Here is a 17,643-nt window from a genome sequence, read left to right as displayed (position 1 = left end):
TTTACTACTCTTATGTTACACTATATCTTAGTTTTAAGATATAATAATATTATAGCACAGTAGGGCAAACTTGTTTTTATAAAAATGGTCGGAAGGATTAGATGGGTATGGATGAATCATTATTGACGATAAAAGGCGTAGGTCCGGGGCGCGTGAAACAGTTAAATAAGCTCGGCATTACGGATGTGTCGTCATTATTGACTTATTTCCCGAGGACTTATGAAGATCGCAGTGTAAGTTATCTTATTGGAGCGTTGAAGCAAGGCGCCGTAGGTGCTACGGAAGGAACTGTTTTAAATATTCAGGAGAAAAAGCCGCGTCGCGGTCTGTCTATTTTGGAGATTTATATCGGTGATGCGACGGGCCGTTTAAAGGTTGTTTTATTTAATCAGGGCTACAAGAAGAATTTTTACAAAGTGGGCCAGCGATTGCATGTATACGGCAAGGTTGAGTTTGCGTATGGTTCGTTGCAGATGAATACGCCCCATATTGAGATTTTGCGGGAAGGGCAAGTGGCGGAGGCCGGGATTGTGCCGGTGTATCCCCTTGTGGACGGCGTAAGTCAGTTTGTTATACGTCATGCCATTAGTAATTGGTTTACTGCCAATGACAGTTTGCCGGAGTTATTGCCAACGGACATAACGAAAGAACATAATTTTATGACGCGCTATGAAGCGTTTAAAGAGATGCACAATCCGCTCACGGTGGAGCGTTACGGTTTAGCCCGCAAGCAACTGGCTTATGAAGAGCTGTTCATCATGCAGGCGGGGCTATTGTTATTGCGGGAACGGGAGCAGGCGGAACTGGGCATTAAGATGCAGCCTGACGGTGATTTGGTGCCGGCTTTTTTAAAAGCCTTGCCATTTGCTTTAACCGGTGATCAGCAAAAGGCTTTTAATGAGATTGCCGCCGATATGGAAGATGAACGACCGATGCGGCGGCTGTTGCAAGGTGATGTAGGCTCCGGCAAAACGGTAGTGGGGGCGTTGTCCTTATTAAAAGCAGTAGAGAATGGCTACCAAGGCGCGTTAATGGCACCGACGGAAATCTTGGCACAGCAGCACTATGAAGGGCTGACGGAGTTGATGGCCGGTCTGAATCCGGTGGCCCCGTCAGGTCTGAATCCGTCAGCACCGGCAGGTACGGATCAGGGGCAAACAGCCGGTCTTGGACAGGTAAAAATGGCGCTCTTAACGGGTTCCACGAAGCCGGCGGAGCGTCAGGTTATCTATGAAGGCCTCGCAGATGGCACGATTGATATCGTTATCGGCACGCATGCGCTCATTCAGGATTCGGTGACGTTTAAAAAATTGGCCCTCGTTATTATTGATGAGCAGCACCGTTTTGGCGTGGAACAACGAGCGACGTTGCAGCGTAAAGGCCATCATCCGCATATGCTCGTTATGACGGCGACGCCCATTCCGCGCACCATGACGCTATCTATTTATGGGGACTTGGAAGTAAGCCTCATTAAAGAAATGCCACCGGGTCGAAAGCCCGTTTTGACCTATGCGGTGGACTCAACCTATAAAGAACGATTGCATCGTTTTTTTGAAAAAGAAATGACCGCCGGTCATCAGGTGTATGTGGTGTGTCCCCTTGTGGAAGAGTCTGAAAAACTGGACTTGGTAGCGGCTGAGCAGCTCTATGAAGAGTTGGCTGAAAAATATAATCGCAAGTTTGGCGTAGGCCTTGTACACGGTCGCATGAGCGCCGCCGATAAAGAAGCGATCATGGATGCTTATTACAAGGGAACCATAAAGCTCTTGGTATCTACCACAGTTATCGAGGTGGGCGTTAATGTGCCTAATGCAACGATTATGTGCGTAGAAGGGGCTGAACGGTTTGGTCTGTCGCAACTTCATCAGCTCCGAGGACGCGTTGGCCGTGGCAGTACGCAATCCTATTGCATCCTTGTGAGCGACAGTCACAGTGAAGACAGCAAACAACGGTTGGCCGTTATGACGAGTACGCAAGACGGTTTTGTAGTGGCGGAGCAGGATTTATTGCTGCGCGGTTCCGGTCAATTATTCGGACTCGCTCAATCGGGGCTGCCGGATTTACGAATTGCCAATATTTTAAAAGATATTGATTTACTGATAGCGGCACGTCAGGACGCTAAAGCTTGGCTTGCGAAGCTAGGCTTTGATGAGGCGGTAAAATTGATGAAACCTGAGCTGTTACGACGATTTGGGGAAAGTTTCCAACGAATTTTGTACAGCTGATTCAGTGTGAAATTTGATTTTGCTTTTCAATTAGCAATAAGACGATTGAATTTGAGAAAAAGCTGTATTTAAGCATGTACAGAATAGGTCTTTTAAAGTATAATAATATGATAGAAAAGTCTAGTATAGATAAAGTCGTTTCTATATTGTACAAACTCGTTTTACGATGATGGAGGTTGAGAAGAATGCCAATTATTCATGTGGAGCTTGTTGAAGGTCGTACCTTTGAACAGAAGAAAAAATTGGGCGAAGCTATTACCAACGCAACGGTAGACATTGTGGGCGTACCAAAAGAAGCTGTTAAAGTTATTTTCACTGATATGAAAAAAGATAACTTTATGGAAGCCGGCGTTATGCGCTCTGAGAAATAAGACAAGTATTTAAAAATATGTCTTGCTAAGGAAACAGAAATTAAGGAGAAAGGAAGTTACCATGAGAGAAGATAAGTTTGGTTTACGCGGATTAACATTTGATGACGTTTTATTAGTTCCGGCGGCTTCGGATGTGTTACCGCATGAAGTAGACATCACTACAAACCTGACTCGTGATATTAAGCTCAATATTCCAATGATTAGTTCCGGTATGGATACAGTTACGGAATCCCGAATGGCTATTGCTATGGCGCGTGAAGGCGGGATGGGTGTTATTCACAAAAATATGTCCATTGAGGAACAAGCTCATGAGGTGGACAAAGTAAAGCGCTCAGAACATGGTATCATCGTTGATCCGATTTACTTGAGCCCACAGAACTTATTAGCTGATGCGGAAGAATTAATGCGTAAATACGCAATTTCAGGTGTACCTGTGACTGTTGACGGCAAATTAGTCGGTATCATTACGAACCGTGATATGCGTTTTGAAAATGAATTAAATAAACCAATCGGTGAAGTTATGACGAAGGAAAATTTGGTAACCGCACCGGTAGGTACTTCTTTGGAAGAAGCCAAAGCTATTTTGCGTCGCCATCGTATTGAAAAATTACCTTTAGTTGATGACAACGGCTATTTAAAAGGTTTAATTACCATTAAGGATATTGAAAAAGCAACGAAATATCCTAATTCGGCTAAAGACAGCAGCGGTCGTTTACTCGTAGGCGCAGCCGTTGGTGTAAGTAAGGATTTATATGACCGCATGGAAGCTTTGGTAGCTGCTAAAGCGGACGTAATCATTGTTGATACGGCTCACGGTCATTCTGCCGGCGTATTGCGTACGCTTAAAGAAATAAAGAAAACATTCCCGTTTATGCCTGTAATTGCCGGTAACGTAGCAACTGCAGCCGGTACGGAAGCATTAATTGAAGCCGGTGCTGACGCTGTTAAAGTAGGTATCGGACCGGGCTCTATTTGTACGACTCGTGTTATTGCCGGTATCGGTGTGCCACAGATTACAGCTGTTTACGAATGTGCATCTGTAGGTCGTCGTTACAATATTCCAATCATCGCCGATGGCGGGATTAAATACTCCGGAGATATTGCCAAAGCCATTGCAGCGGGCGGCAATGTTGTTATGATGGGTAACATCTTGGCCGGTACGGACGAAAGTCCCGGCGAAACGGTTATTTATCAAGGTCGTAGCTATAAAGTATACCGCGGCATGGGTAGTTTAGGTGCTATGAAATTGGGTAGTAAAGACCGTTACTTCCAGTCGGAAGCTAAGAAATTAGTTCCGGAAGGCATTGAAGGTCGTGTGCCTTACAAAGGTATGTTAGCTGATACTATTTTCCAAATGGTAGGCGGTTTACGTGCCAGCATGGGATATTGTGGTTGTCATAATATCCAAGAAATGATTAATGATACTCAGTTTATCCAAATTACTGCCGCAGGTCTTAAAGAAAGCCATCCGCATGATGTTAGCATCACGGTTGAAGCTCCTAACTATAGCGGCTGATTATTGAGGTGTATTTGTTTTGCGAAATCAATTGAGCATTCTCGATGTGCCGGTTGATGTCATAACCATGAAAGAAGCAGTTCAGCGTGTACAGAATTTATATTCTGAGCCGGGGCTACATACTGTAGTCACGGTTAACGCTGAAATGGTTATGCGCGCCCGTCACGATAAAGAATTGCACCAAATTTTAAAACAAGCAGATATGGCCGTCCCCGACGGGGCCGGCGTGCTATGGGCTGCCGAGCAATTGGGGCAGCACATTCCCGAACGTGTGGCCGGTTGTGATTTGGCGGTAGCCTTATTGCAAGAAGCAGCACAACATAAAACGCCTGTGTATTTTTTCGGCGCAGCCCCCGGTATAGCGGAGCAAGCTGTAAAGAATATGGAGGCTCGCATTGGTCCTTTACAGGTAGTCGGTATCCACTCCGGCTTTTTTGATGAGCAAGAAGAAGTTGAAATTATAAAAGCCATTGAAGATGGTGGAGCTAAACTTGTCCTGGTGGCCTTAGGTGTGCCCAAACAGGAAAAATGGATTACTTCCAAACTGTCTCATTTAGATAAAGTAGTCGCTATCGGCTTGGGCGGTTCCTTTGATGTTATGGCGGGCCATGTAAAAAGAGCGCCCGAATGGATGCAACGAAATCGTTTAGAATGGTTATATCGATTGCTCAATCAACCGCAACGCATCGGCCGAATGATGGCGTTACCTAAGTTTATGTGGGCGGTGAAGCAATCAAAAAAATAGAGAGGTGGTGCAAGATGCCCACAGGGTTTATTGTTAAAGATGGTTACCCTTTTATCGGTGTAACTTTTCTTATAGCATTTCTGGTGGGATATTTTATCTCCCCGTATGTGGCGATAATACCATTTATACTGGCTTGCTTTTTTACCTTCTTTTTTAGAAATCCGAAACGGGTAATTCCAAATGATCCGGACGTGCTGGTATCACCGGCTGACGGTAAGGTAATGGAAGTAAGTGAAGTGTATGAAGATTTATTCTTAAATACTGAATGTAAGAAGGTAACGATTTTTCTTTCTGTGTTTGATGTGCATGTAAATCGCGCGCCGATGGAAGGGAAAATTACGTTCCGACAATATACATGTGGCGGATTTTTGCCGGCCTATAAAGATTCGGTCGGTTTTGAAAACGAACGTCACTCCATTGGCATTGACAATGGTAAAATTGAAATTTTAGTTACTCAAATCGCAGGATTATTAGCGCGACGTATTATATCGTGGACAGATTTAGGTAAGAATCTGGCCAAAGGAGAACTGTACGGGATGATTAAATTCGGATCTTGTACAGAAGTTTTCGTGCCTAAATCAGTAGAGATTACTGTTAAAAAAGGCGATTATGTACGTGGCGGAGAATCGATTATCGGGAGGCTGCAAAAAAATGGATAAGTCTATATTTCCAAATTTGTTTACGGCTGCTAATCTATCCTTTGGCGTCGTAGGCATAACTTTCGCGGCCCAAGGTGAATTTACGTTAGCAGCAATTTGTGTGTTATTATCCTTATTGTCTGACGGCTGTGACGGCCGTGTAGCTCGCGCGCTGGGCGTATCCGGACCAATGGGGCGTGAATTAGACTCCTTGGCGGATGTGGTTGGTTTCGGGGTTGCACCGGCTTACATGTTATACATGTATCAATTGAGTCATACCGGCTGGCTTGGCTATGTGCCTTTGTTAGCTTTCTCCGTATTCGGTGCTTTCCGTTTAGCTCGTTTTAACATTATGACCGATGAAGTACATGGTTACTTCTTAGGTTTGCCTATTCCGGCTGCCGGCTGTATGGCCGCAACCTATGTTTTATCCGGCATTCGTTTACCGGAATGGCTTTTGATGGTTTTAATGGTGGTAGTCGGCTATTTAATGGTAAGTCGCGTGCATCATCCGGATTTTAAAGGCAAGGGGGCCGATCCGGTAAATACATTGGCTTTAATTATTGTTGCGATTCTTGGCGTGTTAGCTTTAGTGTGGGATTGGCATTCATGGCCGGTTCTTATCTTTGCCCTGTACGCCGTATTTGGTATTTGTAACACAACTATTAATCTTGTAAAACGGTGAGGTGAAGGACGTAAATGGATTATATTCTTGACCTTCTCATGATTCCGCTACAGGTAATAATCGTATTCTATACGCTTTATTATTTCGTGTTGGCCGTAGCGGGCATGTGGCGAAGGAAAGAAAAAAAGAATTATACGCCTAAGAACTCATTTGCCATTATTGTATGTGCTCATAATGAAGAGGCCGTTGTCGGTCAATTGGTAGAGAATTTGAAGATTCTTGACTATCCGAAAGAGCTGTACGATATTTTTGTAGTAGCTGATAATTGTACCGACAAGACAGCTGAAATAGCTCGCAATGCCGGTGCGATTGTGCATGAGCGTGAAAATAAAGAAGAGGTAGGTAAGGGCTATGCCATGGGCTGGATGTTTAACCGCATCTACGAAATGGACCGCGAGTATGATGCCTTCGTAATTTTTGACGCTGATAATCTGGTACATCCTCATTTCTTAGCTGAAATGAATTACCACTTAGAATTGGGAGAGCCGGTTATTCAAGGCTATTTAAATGCAAAGAACCCAACAGATACGTGGGTGGCAGGCACATTTGCGATTGCTTTCTGGCAAGTGAATCACATGTGGCATTTAGCTAAATATAACCTTGGCTTGTCGACCGCGCTCGGTGGTACGGGTATGTGTATCCGTACGGACATTATTAAGACCTATGGATGGGATTGTAATTGTTTGACCGAAGACATGGAATTTTCCATGAAGCTTTTGATTCATGGGGTGAAAACAACGTGGGCTCATGATGCTATCGTGTATGATGAAAAACCGTTGACCTTTATGCAATCATGGCGGCAGCGTAAGCGTTGGGCACAAGGGCATTTTGATTGTGGCGAACGCTATATTCCGAAACTGTTTGTTGAAGGGATTAAGCAGGGGAACTTACGTATTTTAGACGGTATTATTCAGATTAGTCAGCCGTATTTCTTATTGGTATCTACGTTCTATCTGATTATGACCTATATTAATGCGTACGTGCCGATTTATACGAATATTATTTACCAGATTTTACCGGTTACGGTGTGGACCATCATCGGTATCGGGCAGTATTTGTTCCCACTCATCGTATTGGCCACCATTAAAGTACCGCCTAAAGTTTGGCTCTATTATTTGGTGTACCCGCTTTTCATGTACAGTTGGGTTCCGGTAACCTTCCTTGGTTATTTGAATCGCCATGATAAAGTGTGGGCCCATACCCAGCATACACGCGGCGTTTCGCTTGGTGAAGTGAAATTGACGCGCATGGGTGATGCGGATAAATCGATAAAGAAATAAAACTGTTAAAAAGTGCCTAGTAGCGTAGGCACTTTTTTGCATATAGGATATATAGAAGAAATTATTTACTGATATATTGTTACAATATAGAAGTTAGATACATTCGTTGCTGTCAATGTTCATGCTTTTTGGTGGACTTGTATTAAAAATCTCTATATAATAATAGATAGATGGCTATTATCTTAGGAAGTGAGTAGCCTGTTTTATGGTGAAAAGAAAGGATCTATAAAAGACTATGCACATTTTATTAACAAATGATGACGGCGTATGGGCCAACGGGATATTAGATTTAGGCGCGGAACTTGCCAAAGAGCACCGCGTAACGGTGATTGCACCGGAAGTGGAACAGAGTGCCAAATCACATGCCATTACCATTCAGATGCCGGTACGGTTGCGCCGTTTTTCAGACGAGGAAGACAATCCGAGACGCTTTGCCGTAACGGGAACGCCGACAGATTGCATGAAATTTGCGTTGTCTCACTTTTTGAAAAATGACATGCCGGACATGGTAGTATCCGGTGTAAATAACGGTTTTAACTTGGGATCCGATGCTCTTTATTCCGGCACGGTAAGTGCAGCCATGGAAGCCATGTTCTATAAGGTGCCGGCCTTAGCCGTATCCGTTGAACGCTACAGTAAAAAACGGAGTGCCGAAATTATGCCGTTCATTCGTGAATTCATAGGTGAAGTATTTGAAAAACAGCAATTTAAGGGGCTGTTGAATATGAATTTTGCCAAAGAAGGTCCCGTAGGTTGGGATAATTGTGAAATCCTCGACCAAGGCATGCAGATGTATTACGATATTATCGATCCTCGTGAAGACCGTAAAGGCCGTAAATATTATTGGATTGGCGGTAACTTATCTTTTGAACCGGAAGAAACGCCGACTGACGTAGCTTCTATCAAAGAAGGTAAGGTGACGGTGGTGGCTCTTACTTGGAAACAACAGGATGACGAAGGTACAGCCCAAATGCGTGAGATTTTGGGAACGATTAAGAAGTGAGTATTGCTTTACTTGACGCTTATATATTATTGCGTTAAGATATATACAAGACGAGCCGTCATAGTGTGTGGTAACGCTAGGCTCATCTCTAGTGAAATTAGCAAATTGAGAAATGGCCTAGTCGTTACAAACGTATTAGGTCATTTTTCATTTAAGAATCAAGACCACTAAGGTAGCGAAAGCTATCATCAAGGATAAAGCTTCGAATACACTCATGATCTCACCTCCTTAACAGAGATGACCTAGTCGCACTATAACGGCTCTTGATTATTAGTATACTCCTTTTATCTCTATAATTAAAGAAAAAGTCGAAAATATGTTCTTGAGGAAAAGTTGAAAGATTATATTAAATAAAAAAGAAGCCAACCCCAATCGCTCAAAGGCGACATGATGGGTTGACTTCTCCTAATATTTTAACTATACGTGAATTATTATAAGGTGTCAAGAATGGGAAGATAGTCTATAATAAAAGTAAAATAGGTATTAAAATGTGCTAAAAAGGTGCTAAGAAGACAGGAAGAAAAGAGGAAAAGGTAGTGTCTATCTAACAAGTACATACTTGCCAATGCTATTTTATTAGTATATAATAACATATATAGAAATTTAGAAATGTAGATACAAGGCTATACATAGGCTATTAGACTATGGCTGATGTATGGCATGAAAGGATGTTTTAAATGTCAGTATTAAAAGAAGATACAAACAAGTTAATGGAGTTGTTTGAAAAAAATTGGGCGTTGGTAACGGCCGGTTCTATAGAGGACTATAATAGTTGTACTGTTAGTTGGGGGAGTTTGGGCAATATTTGGGGGAATCCCGGACAGAGTCATAAAGTGGCAACGGTATATATTCATCCGGCCCGCTATACCAGTGAATTTTTAAAGCGGAATGACTTTTTTACGGTTAGCTTTTTTGACCCGAAATTTCGTAAAGCTTTAGGCTATATGGGATCTCATTCGGGGCGTGATGGCGATAAAGCTAAAGGCGCAGGGCTGACTCCGGTTGCTTCTGGTGATGGCGTAACTTTTGAAGAAGCTGAACTGACACTATTATGTCGCAAACTGTATTTGCATCAGTTTACTAAAGAAGATTTGTCGCAGGATGTACAGGATTACTATGCATCTTTGCCACAAACTTATCCTGATTTTAAAGGCGGATGGCAACCTCATTACCAAATTATTGGTTCTGTAACAGATATAAAATAAATTATTACCTGATTAAATCATGTGCTAATTTAGTACTAAATATTGCAATAAATGGGTTTGTAATGAATATATCCCTAAAAGTATGTGCACTATTATATGCCTTACTGTTGAGGATGAGTATTAGTTTACTTGACGCTTATATATTATTGCGTTAAGATATATACATAAGACGAGCCGTCATAGTGTTTCGTAGCGCTAGGCTCATCTCTGGGTAAGATTACAAATTGAGAAATGGCCTAGTCGTTACTTAACGATTAGGTCATTTTTCATGTAGAATTAAGACCACTAGAGTAGCAAAAGCTATCATCAAGGATAATGCTTCGAATACACTCATGATCTCACCTCCTTAACAGAGATGACCTAGTCGCACTATAACGGCTCTTGATTATTAGTATACTCCTTTTATATCTATAATTAAAGATATAATCGAAAGTATGTTCTTGAGGAAAAGTTGAAAGATTATATAAATAAAAAATGCTATTTCTATGAGCGGGCAATCATCACCCAATATCATAGAAATAGCATTTTTGTGGTGCGGTTGGCGGGAGTCGAACCCGCACACCCGAAGGCACTGCCGCCTGAAGACAGCGCGTCTGCCATTCCGCCACAACCGCATGAAATATGTACTTATTGTATTACTTTTGATGTTTCATGTCAAATAAACGCGCTGTTAAAGCACATTATGCTTAGTTAGTAAATTTAGCGTTGGAGAAATTGGGCAAACGGTGAAATAGTTTCAGCTTCAAATTGTAATGATAATTTTGTATAATTACATATAGAACATGTTCCGGAATAATTACTCTGATGATAATTAAGAAGGGGTTTAAATGTCTTATTTTACTGACGTTATATAATCGGCTAAAGTTAGCCTTTATTTGGTAATAATCCAGTACGACAATTATATTGAGAATTAAACTTAATAAAGGAGACATAATATGGATATGAGTCAATTATATGAAGCTTTGCTGCAATATATAGAGAGTGAGAACTATCAGGAAATAGATGCTAAGACATTTTATCGAAAAATCTTCCCTGAAGGCATACTCGAAAAAGAGGGGGGCTCTGAAGGTAAGCCAAATGGTATTTTAGTCACTAAAGACGCATCCGGTAAGCCAACAGGCCATTCGGCGATTAGTGATGAATTGAATGAAATTCTGAATTTAGATCCGGACTCCGAAGCCGTTATGGCGCCGATTTCGTACTATGGTCAAAACTTGACCGGTCGCAATGGTGGCGTGTTACATGCATTGACGATTACCGTGCCGGTACAGAGTGTTGCCGAATTAGAACGTTTATTGGCCATATTGACGCAATCGGTTTTTCTTAAAGCGACGTATTTCGTACTTACGGGCGAGTCGATTCAACTTTACTATGTCTATGAAGAGGGCGTGGCTATGACCGGTGAAGCCCAAAAAGAGTTGATAGCTCAGAAACAAGTGTTAATTGATCGTTTTAATGAGTTACTGGGCCTAACCAAACCGATTGCCATGACACCGCTCGCCGATCGTTTACCTATTATTGGGACCGTTAGTGGCAAAGACCGTTTGCCGGTTCGAGCGTTTCAAGTTAAGTTAAAGTAAAAGTAAAAGTAAAAGTAAAAGTAAATGACTTGTAGGATGCGATAACCGAAAGATGTTTTTCAAAATTAATAGATAGCAAAAAACACAGGGCGCTTATCATTGAGTAAGCAACCCTGTGTTTCTAGTTTTCATGAGTTACGAATATATTTTTCAGTACAATCAAAAGCAATTTATGCTTCCAGCTCTTTAGCGTAGCGGCGATGTTGAATATACCAAACGCGGACTGTATAGGCAATGGACGCAGCGGTAAGGCCGCCTAAGAGGCCCATCCAGATGCCGTAAGGACCAAAGTCGAACCCAAAAGTAAAGAGCGCTGCTATCGGCGTACTCACGCCCCAATAGCAACTTAGGGCTATGATAGAGATAATTCGCACGTCTTTGTAACCGCGCAATATACCTTGAAGCGGTGTGCCGAAGGCATCGATAACAGTAAAGAAGACCGCATAGGCTAAGAAACTGCTGATTAGACCGGTCATATGAGGATCATTCGTATAGAAGCCGGCAATTTGTTCCAAGTGGGTAAAGCTGTACATACAGATTAGAATGGCGATGATAATGGCGATGCCACGGGCGATATAGGCGTATTGTTTGGCGTCGCGGAATCGTTGGGCACCCACTTCATAGCCAACGGTAATGGTAGAAGCAATACTGATACTGAGCGGAAACCCGTAGAATAAGTTAGTAAAGCTAATAGCTGCCTGATGGGCGGCAATGATTTCCGTGCCATAGTAAGCCATTAAGAGTCCGGCTAAGCTGAAAATACTCATTTCACAGAATATGGCAATACCGATAGGAACGCCCAAGGTTAACTGTTCAATTACATAGGGACTTTGAAAAGCGGGCCATTGCCTAAAGACCTTATAGTGTTTGAAGTTTTTATTAAAAAGTAAAATAATAATATAGGCTAAAAAGTTGTACCAACAGCTGATGGCTGTAGCAATGCCGGCACCGACGCCGCCAAAGGCGGGCAAGCCAAAATGGCCAAGAATCAAGGCATAGTTCAGAATTACATTGAGGACAAAACTGGATACCATAATCATCATCGAATAGTGGGTAAAGCCGTGAGCGTCTACCGAATTTCGCAACACTGTACTGCCCATGAGCGGAATAATCCCGAAGGCAATGGCTATCATGTAATCGATGGTTATAACTTGGGCATCGGGCGCCAGATTAATGAGTGTCAAAAGCGGTTTGAGGGCAAGGACACCGGCAATAATCAATAGACTTCCCAGAATGATGGCCAAATAGAGACCGTGCGTAATAATGGTGGGGATAGTATCCTTTTTTTCAGCACCTAAGAGTTGCGCAATAATAGGTGAAATTCCAAGTAAAATACCCATGGCACCGAAGAAGCAAGCCGTCCAAATATTATAGCCTACAGATACCCCGGCGAGATGCAGGGTGCTGTATTGACCGGATAGTAAGATGGCTACAAATGAGCCCGCAATTAGCGAGAACTGTGTTAATACGATAGGGCCCGCTAACCGCAAAAACAGCAGGATTTTTTCAAAAATTTTAAAGGTAGGATGCATACGAACTCCTTATCTATACAATAAAAAAGTCTCCAACTAAGCATCGGAGATTTTAAAATAATCACAAGAAAAGCGTAATATCTGATTCGCAATGTATTAATCACAACATATTACTCGAAATGTGTTCATCATGTCAATATTATTATAACTTTATTGTAACATAGCATCAGAAGATTGAAAAGTTGTTAGGCGGGAAGCGATATTGTCGAAATATCGTTAGCCGTGTATGTATTGTGATATGGAAGGATTGCTAGAGTTAAGCGATTTTTATTAAAAAGTAGGCTATAAAAATTTTCAGATTTCTATCGACAAGGTGACGATATTTCGATATAATATCTATAGTATATTGATATATTACGATACATTGATTAATTTGACGGAGGTATGATTTTGGAACTGTTTTCAGCTGCAGGATTATTGGCAATTGCAAAAATTATTGTCATCGACATTTTATTGGCCGGCGACAATGCGATTGTTATTGGTATGGCCGCCAAAAACTTACAGGAGAAGCATCGTAAGCTGGCTATTTTCTGGGGCACATTCGGGGCGATTGCTTTACGCTTAATTATGGCGTTTCTTTTTGTGGAAGCGATTAATAATATCCCGGGGTTACGCTTAGTAGGTGGTGTATTATTACTTTGGATTGGCTATAAATTGATGGCCGCCAATGAATCGTCTCATAATATTGAGGCAAAGAGCAATTTGCGCGATGCCATTATTACCATTGTAATTGCAGACGGTATCATGGGTATCGATAACGTTATCGGCGTTGTTGGTGCAGCCGAAGGCAACATGATGCTTGTACTTGTTGGTATTTTAATCACTGTACCGATTATTATCTGGGGTAGTACGATGTTCATCAAGTTGATTGAAAAATACCCTGTTATTCTCTTCTTCGGTGGCGGTATTTTAGGCTGGATCGGCGGTGAAATGATTCACGTTGACCAGTATACATTCGATTTAATTGACCCGATTAGTTTACCGTTCAAAATCGCTTGTATTATTTTAGTCGTTGGTGCTGCTTTGATTCAACGTAAATTGACAGCGAAAAAAGCTGATAACTAAGAATAAGCTAATAACTGAATAAAGAATACAAAATTAAAGGTCTTAATGTACGACTTAGTAGCTTAGTTGCGGCAATGAAATCGTTCATTAAGACCTCTTTTTATATCATTACAGAATTAATGTAGGTTCATAGAATGCATATTAAGTAATGGAACGCTTTAGTATAAACAAGACGCATACATGTATTGAGAAGTGCTATTGTACTTTTAGAGAAGATTTTCGATATACTAAAAGGGTAGTAAGTAATCGAAAAATTAAATAAACTGATATTTTTTACCATTAATTTTTACCTTAGGAGGACTATCCATGAATACGATTAAAAAAACAGCACTTCGTTTATTTGTAGCATCTGCACTTCTTTCTTCCACGATGGCTGTTAATATGGTTGTATCGGCAGCTGATGAAGTGGCAGCCAATCCGCCAACGACTATTACAGCGAATACCCAATCATCGGCATTAATTACCAATAAGGCTATGAAGCAGCGTAAGCCATTACAAATTGCGGAACAAGGTATTTTTTCGGTAGGCGGTGTGGTGTTACAAAGTGAAGGCACATTCAATCCGGAAGATCTTTGGGAAGCAACGGGAGCAGGTCAGACATTACATGCGGACCATGCGAATGTGATGTATCAGATTCCGGTAAAAGCCGATGAAGCACCGATGATTTTCTTGCACGGCTATGGTCAGTCCCGCATGGGCTGGATGACAACACCGAATGGACGTCCGGGCTGGTCCGACTATTTCCTTCGTGAAGGGCATAGCGTATTCTTAGTAGACCAACCTCGTCGCGGTGAAGCGGGTACTACCTCGGTACCGGGTATTATTACGAATAAAACATTGGATCAACGCTGGTACACACAATTCCGTATTGGTCGCTGGGAAAACAATAAATCCGTCGTGTATGAAGGTTCCCAATTCCCGAATGATGATGCTTCGGTTGATCAATTCTTCAGACAAATGACGCCGGATACCTTTATGAAAACCGATACGGGATTTGATTTTGATCCTGTTGTAGTAGGTAAAGCGTTGGCTACTACGGTGGATGAAGTAACCACCAAAACCGGTGAAAAACCAATTGTAGTGACTCATTCTCAAGGTGGCGGTCCGGGCTGGCTCGCTGCAACGTATACCAATAATATAGCCGGTATTATTGCAATTGAACCGGGTAATCCTCCGGCAGCCGGCAGTGATGCGTACAAAGCGATTGATGAAAAGAAAATTCCGGTAGTGTTCTACTATGGTGATTACATCGACAATGGCGATCCTGCTATTTCTGCTACAGCTTTTTGGCAAGGTCGTCGTGATAATGCCAAGAAATTTGCTGAAGAAATGAATGCTAACGGTGGTAATGTAACGGTTATTGACTTGCCAAAAGAAGGTATTTACGGTAATGAACACTTCATTTTCCAAGATAAAAACAGTGATGAAGTAGAGGCTCACGTGGAAAAATGGATTAAGAAGAACGTTAAATAAGCAGATTTGGCAGAACAATGGCTGAAATCCAAAGGTCTTGGCAAATAAATTTATATAAATATGGTTAATTGATAAAAAGGCCTGTAGTTTTGCAGGCTTTTTTATAAAATTATAGGCAACGCTTATTTTGCTTGCTATAATAAAAACAGGAAATAAATTTTCGTAGTTAATATGAAGGTATTGCTGATTAGTGGAATCTTAATGGTTGTATACTAATCGGGGCCGTACCGGTAAGGAGATACTATGGAATACGTAAAATTAGGCCGCACCGGTCTTGATGTTTCTAAATTGGCATTGGGTTGTATGAGTTATGGCGCACCGGTAAGTGAACAGTTTTGTTGGGTTTTGGAAGAACCGGAAGCCCGTAAAGTCATCAAACATGCGGTTAATCAGGGAATTAACTTCTTTGATACGGCGAATTGCTATAGTAATGGCGTGAGTGAAGAGATTTTGGGCCGTGCCGTTAAGGATTTTATGCATCGCGAAGATGTGGTAATTTCGACTAAAGTATTTGTGGAAATGCGTAACCGTCCGAATGGCGGTGGTTTGTCTCGCAAAGAAATTATGTATGAAGTAGAACAAAGTTTACGCCGTTTAGGCCTTGATTATGTGGATATTTTGTACATTCATCGTTGGGACTATAACACGCCGATTGAAGAAACGATGCGCGCTCTTAATGATTTGGTGACCGATGGCAAAGTTCGTTATTTGGGCGCCAGTGCCATGTATGCATGGCAGTTCCAAAAGGCACAATATACGGCGGAGCGTCATGGTTGGGTGCCGTTTGTAGCCATGCAGAATCACTATAATTTGTTATATCGTGAAGAAGAACGTGAAATGATTCCTTTGTGTAAGGATATGGGCGTTGGCTTAACGCCATATAGCCCGTTGGCAGCCGGTCGCCTCAGTCGTGACTGGACGGCTACTACGACGAGAGCGGAACTCGATAAATTTGCTAAAGGCAAGTACGATAGCACGAAGGATACGGATAAAATTATCGTTGATCGTGTCGGTGAATTGGCTGAGCGTTACGGTACAACGCGTACCGGCATTGCTTTGGCTTGGCAATGGCATAAGGGCGTAGTAGCACCGATTATTGGGCCGACTAAGGAAAAATATATTGATGATGCGGTGGCCGCTATCGACGTCAAGTTAAGCGACGAAGATGTGGCGTATTTGGAAGAACCGTATGTACCTCATAAGGTTATGGGTGCCCGTTAAAAACTCTTAGGTGAGGACATGAAAAGGCTCGTATTAGAGCGACAAACCTCGTATTATTGAGCGGGTACAACCTATAAAAAAGAGTAGTCACGTTGATTGACCGGGCCTTTCTTGAGAGAGGAGGGCTAAGTACAGTACAACATGACTACTCTTTTCACATAGAGAATAAAAATATGGACATAGGTTTAGCACAAAACGTGTTGCATGTCACCTATAATTCTATTAATTGAAGGATTTATAGAAGCGAGGCATCACCGGTGACGAAACAGTTTATAAAATACGTAGAAAAATTGGTGTAGAACGAAGGCGGGGGATAATTATGAAAATTAAGGCGCTATGCAGAGTGTATACTTGCGAGATTATGGTGGCAATCTAATTGAAATTAGTTCTTATAATGAAATATAGAGAAATTTAAATATAGTTGTTGACAAGGTCGGAAAAGCGCTATATAATGTACATGTAATCATAGTTATTACTAGTTAAAACGAATCAGTATTAATCGCGGTATTAAGCGGTTAGTGTTGTTGTGTTAAAGGTACCGTATTAGATTTTTGGGCGGTACATGTGTTTAGATAATGTTTCAACAAAACGAAAGAGAGTGACAAACATGGACATTTTATTGAAAAACTTATTCCGTTACCAAGATCAAGGCTTATTATTTTATCGTATTGTTTTTGGTTTATCGATGATGGCACACGGCTATTTCAAATTTGCCGGCGGCGAACAAGTGTTGACTGCTGTAGGTAGCATGTTAGGCGTATTTGGTATTACCGGTGGCTATTACATGTTAGGTATCATGGCAGCCAGTGCTGAATTAATCGGCGGCTTGTTAGTTTTATTAGGCCTTGGTACTCGTTTAGGTGCCTTACTGATTGTAGGTACTTTATTCGTGGCTACTGTATTGGAATTGGGTAATGGCTTCTTAAAATGGGACTATCCGTCTCAGATGATGTTCGGCGCTATTATGCTTTTCATCGCCGGTCCTGGCCGTTTCAGCTTTGACTACAAAATTGCTCATAAATAAGAATTGAGCGATTGTGTTAAGCCTTGAAATTTAATATTGTAATTAATAGGTTAATTGTACAATGAAATTGAACACATAAA

17 protein-coding genes and 1 tRNA gene are annotated in these 17,643 nt (G+C 41.7%); 14 read left to right on the top strand and 4 right to left on the bottom strand.

The annotated features are described in order from the left end of the window. Positions 1 to 107: 107 nt before the first annotated feature. The 8 genes from recG to surE all read left to right on the top strand — a co-directional run bounded on the left by recG (position 108) and on the right by surE (position 8,463). Complete coding sequence (gene recG / locus QZL64_RS13675; RefSeq protein ID WP_021842505.1) at positions 108 to 2,225, top strand: ATP-dependent DNA helicase RecG; 2,118 nt, start codon at positions 108 to 110, stop codon at positions 2,223 to 2,225. 185 nt (positions 2,226 to 2,410) lie between these two features. After that, entirely contained in the window at positions 2,411 to 2,596 is a 186-nt protein-coding gene (locus QZL64_RS13670; RefSeq protein WP_021842504.1) for a 4-oxalocrotonate tautomerase, read from the top strand. A 61-nt stretch (positions 2,597 to 2,657) separates the two neighbouring features. Then, a complete protein-coding gene (gene guaB / locus QZL64_RS13665; protein ID WP_021842503.1) occupies positions 2,658 to 4,112 on the top strand; it encodes an IMP dehydrogenase in 1,455 nt (484 codons plus the stop codon). A gap of 19 nt (positions 4,113 to 4,131) precedes the next feature. Continuing rightward, positions 4,132 to 4,857 carry a WecB/TagA/CpsF family glycosyltransferase gene (locus QZL64_RS13660; protein WP_021842502.1) on the top strand — a complete coding sequence of 242 codons (726 nt, stop codon included), beginning with the start codon at positions 4,132 to 4,134 and terminating at the stop codon, positions 4,855 to 4,857. A gap of 14 nt (positions 4,858 to 4,871) precedes the next feature. Beyond that, positions 4,872 to 5,516, top strand: a complete 645-nt coding sequence (locus QZL64_RS13655) for a phosphatidylserine decarboxylase family protein (RefSeq protein ID WP_021842501.1) — start codon at positions 4,872 to 4,874, stop codon at positions 5,514 to 5,516. Beyond that, positions 5,509 to 6,180: a CDP-diacylglycerol--serine O-phosphatidyltransferase gene (pssA, locus tag QZL64_RS13650; RefSeq protein ID WP_021842500.1), complete on the top strand. Its 672-nt coding sequence runs from the start codon at positions 5,509 to 5,511 to the stop codon at positions 6,178 to 6,180. Before QZL64_RS13655 ends, pssA begins: the two co-directional genes overlap by 8 nt. Before the next feature lie 14 nt (positions 6,181 to 6,194). Continuing rightward, positions 6,195 to 7,460, top strand: coding sequence for a glycosyltransferase family 2 protein (locus tag QZL64_RS13645; protein ID WP_021842499.1), 1,266 nt, complete (start codon positions 6,195 to 6,197; stop codon positions 7,458 to 7,460). Between the two features lie 235 nt (positions 7,461 to 7,695). Then, positions 7,696 to 8,463, top strand: a complete 768-nt coding sequence (surE, locus tag QZL64_RS13640) for a 5'/3'-nucleotidase SurE (RefSeq protein WP_021842498.1) — start codon at positions 7,696 to 7,698, stop codon at positions 8,461 to 8,463. A gap of 147 nt (positions 8,464 to 8,610) precedes the next feature. Here the strand turns inward: surE and QZL64_RS14610 are convergent, their stop codons facing one another. Continuing rightward, the gene (locus QZL64_RS14610; RefSeq protein ID WP_226974403.1) at positions 8,611 to 8,679 is read right to left on the bottom strand and encodes a putative holin-like toxin; all 69 of its coding nucleotides are present in this window, start codon (positions 8,677 to 8,679) and stop codon (positions 8,611 to 8,613) included. 461 nt (positions 8,680 to 9,140) lie between these two features. Between QZL64_RS14610 and QZL64_RS13635 the strand changes: the two genes are divergently transcribed. Further along, the gene (locus QZL64_RS13635) at positions 9,141 to 9,668 is read left to right on the top strand and encodes a flavin reductase (RefSeq protein ID WP_021842497.1); all 528 of its coding nucleotides are present in this window, start codon (positions 9,141 to 9,143) and stop codon (positions 9,666 to 9,668) included. Between the two features lie 259 nt (positions 9,669 to 9,927). Here QZL64_RS13635 and QZL64_RS14605 read toward each other — a convergent pair whose 3' ends face one another. Beyond that, complete coding sequence (locus tag QZL64_RS14605) at positions 9,928 to 10,002, bottom strand: putative holin-like toxin (RefSeq protein WP_226974596.1); 75 nt, start codon at positions 10,000 to 10,002, stop codon at positions 9,928 to 9,930. A 196-nt stretch (positions 10,003 to 10,198) separates the two neighbouring features. Next, positions 10,199 to 10,282, bottom strand: a tRNA-Leu gene (locus QZL64_RS13630). A 321-nt stretch (positions 10,283 to 10,603) separates the two neighbouring features. Here QZL64_RS13630 and QZL64_RS13625 point away from each other — a divergent pair. After that, positions 10,604 to 11,248 (top strand): hypothetical protein, encoded by a 645-nt coding sequence (locus QZL64_RS13625; RefSeq protein ID WP_021842496.1) that lies wholly within the window; start codon positions 10,604 to 10,606, stop codon positions 11,246 to 11,248. Between the two features lie 170 nt (positions 11,249 to 11,418). Here the strand turns inward: QZL64_RS13625 and QZL64_RS13620 are convergent, their stop codons facing one another. After that, on the bottom strand, positions 11,419 to 12,780 hold the full coding sequence (locus QZL64_RS13620) for an MATE family efflux transporter (RefSeq protein ID WP_021842495.1): 1,362 nt from the start codon (positions 12,778 to 12,780) through the stop codon (positions 11,419 to 11,421). Between the two features lie 390 nt (positions 12,781 to 13,170). On the opposite strand from QZL64_RS13620, the gene QZL64_RS13615 reads away from it, so the two are divergent. From QZL64_RS13615 to QZL64_RS13600, 4 genes are all read left to right on the top strand, one after another. Further along, positions 13,171 to 13,845 (top strand): YjbE family putative metal transport protein, encoded by a 675-nt coding sequence (locus tag QZL64_RS13615; protein WP_021842494.1) that lies wholly within the window; start codon positions 13,171 to 13,173, stop codon positions 13,843 to 13,845. A gap of 306 nt (positions 13,846 to 14,151) precedes the next feature. Continuing rightward, positions 14,152 to 15,318, top strand: coding sequence for an alpha/beta hydrolase (locus QZL64_RS13610; RefSeq protein ID WP_021842493.1), 1,167 nt, complete (start codon positions 14,152 to 14,154; stop codon positions 15,316 to 15,318). A gap of 243 nt (positions 15,319 to 15,561) precedes the next feature. After that, positions 15,562 to 16,539: an aldo/keto reductase gene (locus tag QZL64_RS13605; RefSeq protein ID WP_021842492.1), complete on the top strand. Its 978-nt coding sequence runs from the start codon at positions 15,562 to 15,564 to the stop codon at positions 16,537 to 16,539. 607 nt (positions 16,540 to 17,146) lie between these two features. Beyond that, positions 17,147 to 17,563: a DoxX family protein gene (locus tag QZL64_RS13600; protein ID WP_021842491.1), complete on the top strand. Its 417-nt coding sequence runs from the start codon at positions 17,147 to 17,149 to the stop codon at positions 17,561 to 17,563. The last annotated feature ends 80 nt before the right edge of the window (positions 17,564 to 17,643 follow it).

The organism is Veillonella sp. CAG:933 (assembly GCF_000431435.1).
In the GTDB taxonomy this organism is placed as follows: domain Bacteria; phylum Bacillota; class Negativicutes; order Veillonellales; family Veillonellaceae; genus Veillonella_A.
This window is presented reverse-complemented; position numbering and strand designations above follow the sequence as displayed.